Origin of the sequence: Nocardioides sp. NPDC006273 (assembly GCF_040613495.1) — a bacterium.
GTDB lineage: Bacteria > Actinomycetota > Actinomycetes > Propionibacteriales > Nocardioidaceae > Nocardioides.
In genome coordinates, this window is record NZ_JBEXSD010000105.1 from 1 (window position 1) to 8,556 (window position 8,556).

Annotated in this window: 9 protein-coding genes; 4 read left to right on the forward strand and 5 right to left on the reverse strand. The window is 68.0% G+C overall.

Going from position 1 to position 8,556, the window contains the following annotated elements:
* Positions 1 to 94: 94 nt before the first annotated feature.
* Positions 95 to 1,510, reverse strand: coding sequence for a serine hydrolase domain-containing protein (locus tag ABZZ22_RS26265; RefSeq protein ID WP_354938253.1), 1,416 nt, complete (start codon positions 1,508 to 1,510; stop codon positions 95 to 97).
* A gap of 43 nt (positions 1,511 to 1,553) precedes the next feature.
* On the opposite strand from ABZZ22_RS26265, the gene ABZZ22_RS26270 reads away from it, so the two are divergent.
* A complete protein-coding gene (locus ABZZ22_RS26270) occupies positions 1,554 to 2,195 on the forward strand; it encodes a TetR/AcrR family transcriptional regulator (protein ID WP_354938256.1) in 642 nt (213 codons plus the stop codon).
* Here ABZZ22_RS26270 and ABZZ22_RS26275 read toward each other — a convergent pair.
* Genes ABZZ22_RS26275 through ABZZ22_RS26285 form a run of 3 tightly spaced genes read right to left on the reverse strand, consistent with a single transcriptional unit; the run spans position 2,177 to position 5,586 of the window.
* The gene (locus ABZZ22_RS26275; RefSeq protein ID WP_354938259.1) at positions 2,177 to 2,956 is read right to left on the reverse strand and encodes an alpha/beta fold hydrolase; all 780 of its coding nucleotides are present in this window, start codon (positions 2,954 to 2,956) and stop codon (positions 2,177 to 2,179) included. The two genes, ABZZ22_RS26270 and ABZZ22_RS26275, sit on opposite strands and share 19 nt — an antisense overlap.
* A gap of 17 nt (positions 2,957 to 2,973) precedes the next feature.
* Positions 2,974 to 3,762, reverse strand: coding sequence for a hypothetical protein (locus ABZZ22_RS26280; RefSeq protein WP_354938262.1), 789 nt, complete (start codon positions 3,760 to 3,762; stop codon positions 2,974 to 2,976).
* A 45-nt stretch (positions 3,763 to 3,807) separates the two neighbouring features.
* On the reverse strand, positions 3,808 to 5,586 hold the full coding sequence (locus ABZZ22_RS26285) for a 3-hydroxybutyryl-CoA dehydrogenase (RefSeq protein WP_354938265.1): 1,779 nt from the start codon (positions 5,584 to 5,586) through the stop codon (positions 3,808 to 3,810).
* A gap of 59 nt (positions 5,587 to 5,645) precedes the next feature.
* Here ABZZ22_RS26285 and ABZZ22_RS26290 point away from each other — a divergent pair, with 59 nt between their 5' ends.
* The gene (locus ABZZ22_RS26290; RefSeq protein WP_354938268.1) at positions 5,646 to 6,137 is read left to right on the forward strand and encodes a polyketide cyclase; all 492 of its coding nucleotides are present in this window, start codon (positions 5,646 to 5,648) and stop codon (positions 6,135 to 6,137) included.
* Positions 6,138 to 6,242: 105 nt separating this feature from the next.
* On the opposite strand, the gene ABZZ22_RS26295 is transcribed toward ABZZ22_RS26290, so the two are convergent.
* Positions 6,243 to 7,409, reverse strand: a complete 1,167-nt coding sequence (locus ABZZ22_RS26295; protein ID WP_354938271.1) for a 3-hydroxyacyl-CoA dehydrogenase NAD-binding domain-containing protein — start codon at positions 7,407 to 7,409, stop codon at positions 6,243 to 6,245.
* A gap of 88 nt (positions 7,410 to 7,497) precedes the next feature.
* Here ABZZ22_RS26295 and nucS point away from each other — a divergent pair, with 88 nt between their 5' ends.
* Both nucS and ABZZ22_RS26305 read left to right on the forward strand, forming a co-directional pair.
* Complete coding sequence (gene nucS / locus ABZZ22_RS26300; RefSeq protein WP_354938274.1) at positions 7,498 to 8,172, forward strand: endonuclease NucS; 675 nt, start codon at positions 7,498 to 7,500, stop codon at positions 8,170 to 8,172.
* Between the two features lie 89 nt (positions 8,173 to 8,261).
* Entirely contained in the window at positions 8,262 to 8,510 is a 249-nt protein-coding gene (locus ABZZ22_RS26305) for a hypothetical protein (RefSeq protein WP_354938277.1), read from the forward strand.
* Positions 8,511 to 8,556: the final 46 nt, after the last annotated feature.

An 8,556-nucleotide genomic window follows, 5' to 3' on the forward strand; every position in this document is an offset into this window, starting at 1 on the left:
GACACACCTACGTCAGTCCACCACCCGACACCTGGACACCGGACCCACCACCACTGTCCCGGGCAGAGTTCGTGCTGCGCGACGTACTTCTCGACTACGACCTCGCCGCTTGACTCGCGGCGCGTGAAGTACGGCGAAGCAGGGGTCGAGGGCTGGCCGCAAAGGATGCCGCCAGGAGCAGGAGCGTCACGGCGCCCGCTACGACTCCGACGGCGAAGTCGGGCAGCCAGGTGATCGCGAAGTCTAGCGAGCCGCCCAGCAGTTTCGGCAGCAGAGCCAGGGCTGCGGCGGCCGACCCGGCCACCGCGGCACACACCCACCGGAGCCGAGATGAGGTCGGGACCCGGCGCGCGACCATGACGAGACCCAACCCGATCGATGCCAGCGCAGCCAGCACCCAGGGCGCGGCCGTCAGCAGCGGGTCCCCGCCCTTGACCGTGGCCGACCCACCGTGCGCGATCTCGTCGATGTCCGCGGCCGCTGCAGCAAGGCTCGGCGCGCGCTTCTCCGCATAGGAGTTGGCCAGGACGACGACGGCCCGGCCCTCGTCAGGGATCAGCGAGACGTGAGCGAAGTAGCCGGGATTGGCACCGGTGTGGTGGACGCGGCGGGGTTCGCCGTCGTCGATGCTCCAGCCATAGCCGTATCCGCGTTCGGTCCCCGTGACCTCCTGGACGCTCCAAGCGTCGTGCTCCAGACTGCGCGGCACCACGTGTCCAGCCAGAAGGGCCCGGGCGTAGGTCGACAGGTCATCGAGCGTCGAGGTGACGTATCCGTAGGGCGCGCCGGACTCGTCGAAACCCGGATCGTAGGCGCGCGTCCAGGCCCACCAATGGCGATGCCCGGGTGCGAGCGCCTCGGCGCCGTCCGCGCCAGCGGCGGTGTCCACCATCCCGAGCGGCTCGAACAGGGACTCCTTCGCGACAGCGGCGTACGAACGCCCGGTCACCTCCTCGATCAGCGCCCCGAGGACGAGGTAGTCGGCGCTGTTGTAGGCGTACTGCCCCGGCGTGCCATGGTGCTCGAGGTCGCCGGCCGCCCGGCGCAGGGCACCGGGTTCATTGTCGAAGCGCTCCGAGACCGCGAGCCCGTCGGCGGCGGTGTAACCGGCCGTGTGGGTGAGCAGCTGACGTACGGTCATCGTGGGCGCGTCCAGCCATTCCAGAGACCGGTTCACCGGATCGTCGAGCCGGATCCGACCGTCCTCGACCAGGCCGAGGACCAGCACGCTGGTGAACGTCTTCGCGACCGATCCCACCAGGAATGGGGTCGTCCGGGAGACCGGAGCGCCGTCGCCGTCCTCGCCCGAGGCGTACGTCCGCACCTCGTCCCCCTCGATGACCGCGACCGCCGCGCCGGGCACGCCGTTGGCTTCACGCCAGCTCTCGACGTATGCCTGCACGGTGTCGTCCGCATCCGTCGGCGCCTCCGCCGTGGCCGGAACGGCCATCGCAACGATCGCGAACGCCGAAGCGGCGAACGCCCCTGCCAGAAGTCGAGAAACATCCATGCCCTCGAGCATAACCATATGTTCATATTGTTATCATCTGCCTATGCCCAGGACCGCAGACCACGACAGCCGACGAGCCCAGATCACCACAGGCGTACGCGAGCTCGCGCTCACCTCCGGGCTCGGCTCCGTGACGATCGCCGGAACCGCCAAGACCGCGGGCATCTCCGTGGGCCTGGTGCAGCACTACTACGACTCCAAGGAGTCCCTGCTCGCCGACACCCTGAGTCGCCTGCTGAGCGACATCGAGAGCCGAGTCGCGCGGGCGATCACCCTCGCGGAACGTGACCACGCCCGCATCGAGCACATGCTGGGAGCAGGGCTGCTGGAGCTGCTCCCGCTGACCCCCACCCACAGGGACGAGACCTACCTCCGGCACGCCTTTGCAGGACTCGCGCTCGACAACCCGAGCCTGGCCGAGCACCAACAGGCCTTCGACCGGCGTCTTCGCGACCGCATCGCGCAGGCGGTGAGAAATGGCGTGGAGTGCGGCGAGGTCACCGCCGAGACCGACCCTCTTCTCAAGAGCGAGGCGGCCTTCGCCCTGACCCAGGGTCTCGCCGTTCGCCTGCTCATCGATCCGGACGAGCACGTCCGCACCCACGCGAGGGCCGCGATCACTGCCCAGGCGGCAGGAGTGTTCGCCGGCCCCTGCGCCAGAGAGTCTCAGTCGCCGAGGAACTGACGAAGGGCCGCCAGGAAGGTCTCCGGCTTCTCGGAGTGGACCCAGTGGCCGGCGCCCTTGATCGTCACCTTGCGGTAGCGCGGGAACCATTCCTTCATCGCCGGGGCGTACTCGTCGGTGACGTAGTTCGACCGTTCCCCGGCCAGCCAGAGCACCGAGCCGTCGTACGGCCCATACGCCTTCAGCTCGTCGGTCGGCCAGTCGCCGATCTGGTCGAGATCGCGGCCGAGGACGGGCAGGTTCATCGCCCAGCGCCAGCTGTCCCCGTCACGGCGCAGGTTCTGCAGCAGGAAGCCGCGGATCGTCTGGTCGGGCACCGCCTCCTGCAGGCCGACATCGGCCTCCTCGCGCCGGGAGACGCTGTCCAGGTCGAGACTCTGCATCGCGTCGACGTAGGTCTTGAAGCCACCGACGCGCTCGTAGACGACCGGGGACATGTCTGCCACGACCAGCTTCGCGACCAGCTCGGGGCGGGTGATCGCGAGCAGCATCGCCACCTTGCCGCCCATCGAGTGGCCGACCACGGTGACGGGGTCCTCGGCCGAGAGCAGCTCGGCGACGGACGCGGTCACCTCGAGGTAGTCGAAGGTGTCCGGCTGCGGCGACCGGCCGTGGTGGGGCAGGTCCACGAGCGTGACTCGGTGCTTGTCGGCCAGCTGCTTGCCCAGGGTGTTCCAGTTGCGTCCCTGGCCGAAGAGTCCGTGCAGGAAGACGACGCGGCTACCGGTCTCGCCGAGCTCGATCGTATGAAGTGATGACACCGGGGAAGCGTACGCCGCTAGAAATCGAAGCCGTCGAACATGTCACCGATGCTGTCGCCGATCCCGCCGAACATGTCGCCCATTCCTTCGCCGATCCCGCCGATCGCGTCGCCCATGCCCTCGCCGATCTCCCCGAAGGCGTCGAAGCCGCCAAACGCGCTGAACATCAGCCCGGCGAACATCCAGTCCATCGGCGAGAAGGCGCCGAAGTAGCCGGCGGCGTAGGGCCGGTAGGCCGGCCCGCCCTGCCAGTAGGGCACGCGCTGGTTGCCGACCATCACCTTGCGGGTGTCCGGCTCGGCGCCGGCCTTGACCCGCTCGGCGTCGAGCGCGCAGGCAGGTACGTCACGGGCGGTGCCGCCCGGCGGCGCCCACTCCACGTCCTCGACCGAGAGGCCGTGGCGAGGGTCGAAGAAGCACGGCGGGCGACGCTTCGGCAGCTGCTCGCCGGCGACCCGCGCCTTGACGCACGCAACCGCGTAGCGGCCGTCCTCGACGATCGTGGTGATCTGCTTGACGTCTTCGGGAACGGTCATCCTGTCAACGCTGCGCTTGGCCGTCTCGTACTCGTCCAGGGCACGCTGGTAGTCGGCGTTGGCGCCCTCGTCGAGCTCCTTGCCGGCCATGTCGAGGTCGAGCTTCTGCAGCTCCTCGCCGAAGGCGGTGACGTCCTCGAAGGCGAGCTGCTGGACCGGCGCCAGTTCCGCGCGCTGCTTTTCCAGCGCCCGCGCCTGCGTGCGCTTGTTGGTCACTACCACGGTCCCGATCACCGCGACGACGACGAGAAGTGCGATCAGTAGTCCCACGTCAATCAGCGTAGCGCCACGGTGGTCGGGGCCGTCCCTACCGCATCAGGAGTAGTCGCGGAACCCCTTGCCGGTCTTGCGGCCGAGGTAGCCCGCGGTGACCAGGTGCTCCAGCAGCGGGGCGGGGGCGAAGCCGGGCTCACGGAACTCCAGGTAGAGCTCTCGCTCGATGGCGAGGGAGACGTCGTTGCCGACCACGTCGAGCAGCTCGAAGGGGCCCATCGGCAGCGCACAGCCGAGCTTCATCGCGGTGTCGATGTCATCGGCGGTCGCGTAGTGGGCCTCGAGCATCTTGACCGCATCGTTGAGGTAGGGGAAGAGCAGCGCGTTGACGATGAAGCCGGCGCGGTCCCCGCACGAGACCGGCGACTTGCCGACGTTCGCGCACAGCGCCCGGACGGTCTCGGCGACCTCTTCGAAGGTGGTGACGGTGGAGACGACCTCGACCAGCTTCATGACCGGCGCCGGGTTGAAGAAGTGCATCCCGACGACGTCCGCCGGCCGCTTGGTCACCTTCGCCAGCTCGATGACCGGCAGGCTCGAGGTCGTCGTCGCCAGGATCGCACCCTGCTTGCAGATGTCGTCGAGGTTCTCGAAGAGCGTGGTCTTGATGGCCAGGTCCTCGGCGATGGCCTCCACGACGATGTCGACGTCGGCCAGATCGTCCAGCGAGGTCGTGCCGGTAAGCCGACCGAGGATCTCCGGCTTCGCCGACTCCTCCAGCTTGCCTCGCCCGATCGCCTTGTCGAGGCTCTTGGTGATCCGCGCGGCGACAGCCTCGACCTTGTCCTGGCTGCGCCCGACGTACGTCACGTCGTAGCCGCCCTTCGCGAAGACCTCGACGATCCCCGATGCCATCGTGCCGGTGCCGACGACGCCGACCTTCGCGATCGAACGGCGCAGCTCATGGGTGGCGTCGGCGTTCGGGGTGAGGGCGTCCGGGACCACGATCGGCGAGTCGGCGCCCTCGTAGGTGTAGAAGCCGCGACCCGACTTCCGCCCGAGCATCCCGGCCGTGACCATCTGCTTCAGGATCGGCGCAGGCGCGTGCAGCCGGTCGCGACCCTGGCGGTACATCGTGTCGAGGATCTCGTAGGAGGTGTCGAGCCCGATCAGGTCCAGCAGCGCCAGCGGCCCCATCGGGTAGCCGCAGCCCAGCCGCATCGCGGTGTCGATGTCCTCGCGGGTGGCGTAGTGGCCCTCGAACATCGAGACGGCGTGGTTCAGGTAGCCGAAGAGCAGCGCGTTGGCGATGAACCCGGCCCGGTCGCCGCAGACCACCGGTGACTTGCCGAGCTTGCCGACGACCTCGCGGGCGTCCTCGAGCACGTCGGGCTCGGTGACCACCGTGCGTACGATCTCGACGAACTTCTGCACCGGGGCGGGGTTGAAGAAGTGCACCCCGACGACGCGCCCGGGGTGCTTGGACGCGGCCGAGATCTCGGTCACCGACAGCGACGAGGTGTTCGTCGCCAGGATCGTCTCCGGAGCGACGATGTCATCGAGGGTGGCCAGGATCGACTTCTTCAGCTCCAGCGACTCCACGACCGCCTCGACCACCATGTCGACGTCCTTGAGCGCCGTCGCGTCGGTGGCGAAGGAGATTCGCCCGAGCAGCGCCTCCTGCTCCTCCTGGCTGAGCTTGCCGCGCTTGACCGCGCGGCCGGTCGAGTGGGCCAGGTGCTCCTTGCCGCGCTCGAGACCCTCCTCGTCCCGCTCCACCCCGACGACGGTGAACCCGTTGCGGGCGAACACCTCCGCGATCCCGGCACCCATGGTGCCCAGGCCGACGATTCCGACTGTCTCGATCGTGCGCTCACTCATGGCCCGCATCCTGCCATGGGCGTGATCGGGGCACGCCGGATGCCGCTAGATTCTGCCCTGTGACCGACGAGACCCAGACCAGCGAGCGCATCGACGCCGAGCGGATCATCCCCGCCTCCCCCACCGCCATCTTCGCCGTTCTCACCGACCCCGACGGCCACGTCGCCATCGATGCCGCCGGCATGCTCCAGTCCGCGGAAGGGTCGCCAGTGACCGCGGTCGGCGATCGGTTCGTCGTCCATATGGACCGCGAGGCCCTCGGCGACTACCCGCTGGGCAAGTACGACGTCACCGTGATCATCACCGGCTTCGAGCCCGACCGATCGATCGAATGGACCATCGAAGGCACCATCAAGCCGCCGATCGGCCACCGCTTCGGCTACGAGCTCGAGCAGCTCGACTCCGGGGACACCCGCGTCACCTCGTACTGCGACTGGTCCATCGCCCTCCCCGAGTGGAAGCCGATCTTCCCGGTCGTCGACCAGAAGTCGATCCGGGCAACCCTGGGCATCCTGGAACGTGCCGTACGCCGCGGCTACGCCAGGCCCTGATCGCCGAAGCGTCACTCCCGCAGGCCGAGGCGTCACCGAAGTGCCGGCTCGATTCGCGTAGGTGACGCCTCGGCCGACGTACGTGACTTCTCGGCCGGGCCGGGATCAGTAGGTGTGGAAGCCCTCGCCGGTCTTGCGGCCGAGCTTGCCTTCCGCGACCTTCTCGACCAGGAGGGCGGCGGGCTCGAAGCCGGGCTCGCCGAACTCGTTGCGGAGCTCGGTCTGGATGGCCAGCGACACGTCGTTGCCGACGACGTCGAGGAGCTCGAAGGGGCCCATCGGGAAGGCTGCGGTCTCCTTGATCGCGGTGTCGATCTCCGCCATCGCGACGCCCGACTCGTGCAGCTTGACGGCATCGTTGAGGTAGGGGAACAGCAGCGCGTTGACGATGAAGCCGGACCGGTCGCCGCAGGAGACCGGGACCTTCTTGACGGCCGTGGACAGGGCGCGCACGGTCTCGTCGACCTCGGGGGACGTGAGCTCGGTGGTGACCACCTCGACGAGCTTCATGACCGGCGCCGGGTTGAAGAAGTGCATCCCGATGACGTCACCGGGGCGCTCGGTGACCTTGGCGAGCTCGGTGATCGGCATCGAGCTGGTCGTCGTGGCCAGGATGGCGCCCGCCTTGGCGATCCGGTCGAGATCCTTGAAGAGCTCCGTCTTGACATCGAGGTCCTCGGCGATGCCCTCGACGATCAGGTCGGCCTCACCGAGGTCATCTCGCGAGGTGCTTCCGGTGAGGCGACCGAGCACCGCGGCCTTGGTCTCCTCGTCCGATCGGCCCTTCGCGATGGCTTTGTCGAGCGCCTTGGTGATGCCGGCGACGACCCCGTCGAGCTTCTCCTGGGAGCGGCCGACGAAGACGACGTCGTACCCGGCCTGGGCGAAGACCTGGATGATGCCCGAAGCCATCGTCCCGGTGCCGACGACGCCGACCTTCTCGATCATTCGGCGCAGCTCCGGGGCGGGCACGTGGTCCCCGGCCACCGCGGCGAACGTCCCGGCCTCGCCGGCGATCTTGGTGAGCAGGTCGGCGGGCTCGTGCAGGTTGTCGCCGGTCTCCTCGAAGCGGGCGAGCAGCGCGTCACGTACGGCGGACGCGCCGATCTCGTCGACCGTGGCCAGCGGCCCCTGGGGGTAGCCGCAGCCGAAGCACATGGCGTTGTCGATGTCCGTGGCGGTGGCGTAACCCGACTCGAGCATGCGGATGGCGTGGTTGAGGTAGGGCAGCACGAGCACGTCGTGGATGGAACCCTGGGTCGAATCCGTCATGCGAAGGAAGACTGCCAAATTTATTACCCATGAGTAACCCCCGGTGGCGTGACGCTGCTCACACGAGGTGATGCGATACGTTCTCCCGGTGAGACTCGTCGTTGCCACCTGCCAGGTCGACTACGCGGGGCGGCTCACCGCCCACCTCCCGATGGCCACCAGGGTGTTGATGCTCAAGGCCGACGGATCGGTGCTGGTCCACTCCGACGGGGGCTCCTACAAGCCCCTCAACTGGATGTCGCCGCCCTGCACCCTCTCGGAGGGCAAGGCCGACGACGGCCGCCTCGAATGGACGGTCACGTCCAAGACAGACGACACCCTGCGCATCCTGATCGATGAGATCCACCACGAGACGTCCCACGACCTCGGCATCGACCCCGGCCTGCAGAAGGACGGCGTCGAGAAGCACCTCCAAGAGCTCCTCGCAGATCACCCCTCGACCCTGGGCGAGGGTCTGATCCTCGTCCGCCGCGAGTACCCCACCCCGATCGGGCCGGTCGACCTGATGTGCCGCGACGCCGACGGGAAGTCCGTCGCCGTGGAGATCAAGCGGCGTGGTGAGATCGACGGTGTCGAGCAGCTGACCCGCTACCTCGAGCTGCTCAACCGCGACCCGCTGCTGGCCCCGGTGCGAGGCATCTTCGCAGCCCAGGCGATCAAGCCGCAGGCGCGCGTTCTCGCCGAGGACCGCGGCATCACCTGCGCGGTCGTCGACTACGACGCGCTCCGCGGCCTCGACGACCCGACCGAGAGACTCTTCTGATCAACAGTTGGTGCACGTCCAGGCAAGTTCACGTCGATGACACACGATTCCTTACGTTTCGCGCGAAATAGCGTGACAGGATTCACACCATGTCCATCAATTACTCGGGGCATGGCGTTGGGGGCCGCCTGTCCGTGAGCGACGTCGAGGCGATCATGATCGATCTCCTGACCATGCAGCAGATGCACACGGCAGAGTTCCATGCGATCAAGGCTCGGGCGGAGCGCACCGATGCCTCGCTGGACAACATCAACACACGCCTGGACAGCATGGAGCGTCGCCTCGACGACCTGCTGATCTCGATGAGCCAGCTGCTCAACTGGGCCAACCCGCGCTGACCCCGTCGAGTCGGCTCGTCATGACCACATCATCAGCACCCGCTCG

Excerpts from the sequence above, each read along its gene's own strand:
- ABZZ22_RS26295 (WP_354938271.1), bottom strand. The coding sequence starts at position 7,409 with ATGACGGATTCGACCCAGGGTTCCATCCACGACGTGCTCGTGCTGCCC.
- ABZZ22_RS26265 (WP_354938253.1), bottom strand. The coding sequence starts at position 1,510 with ATGGATGTTTCTCGACTTCTGGCAGGGGCGTTCGCCGCTTCGGCGTTC.
- ABZZ22_RS26305 (WP_354938277.1), top strand. The coding sequence starts at position 8,262 with ATGTCCATCAATTACTCGGGGCATGGCGTTGGGGGCCGCCTGTCCGTG.
- ABZZ22_RS26285 (WP_354938265.1), bottom strand. The coding sequence starts at position 5,586 with ATGAGTGAGCGCACGATCGAGACAGTCGGAATCGTCGGCCTGGGCACC.
- ABZZ22_RS26270 (WP_354938256.1), top strand. The coding sequence starts at position 1,554 with ATGCCCAGGACCGCAGACCACGACAGCCGACGAGCCCAGATCACCACA.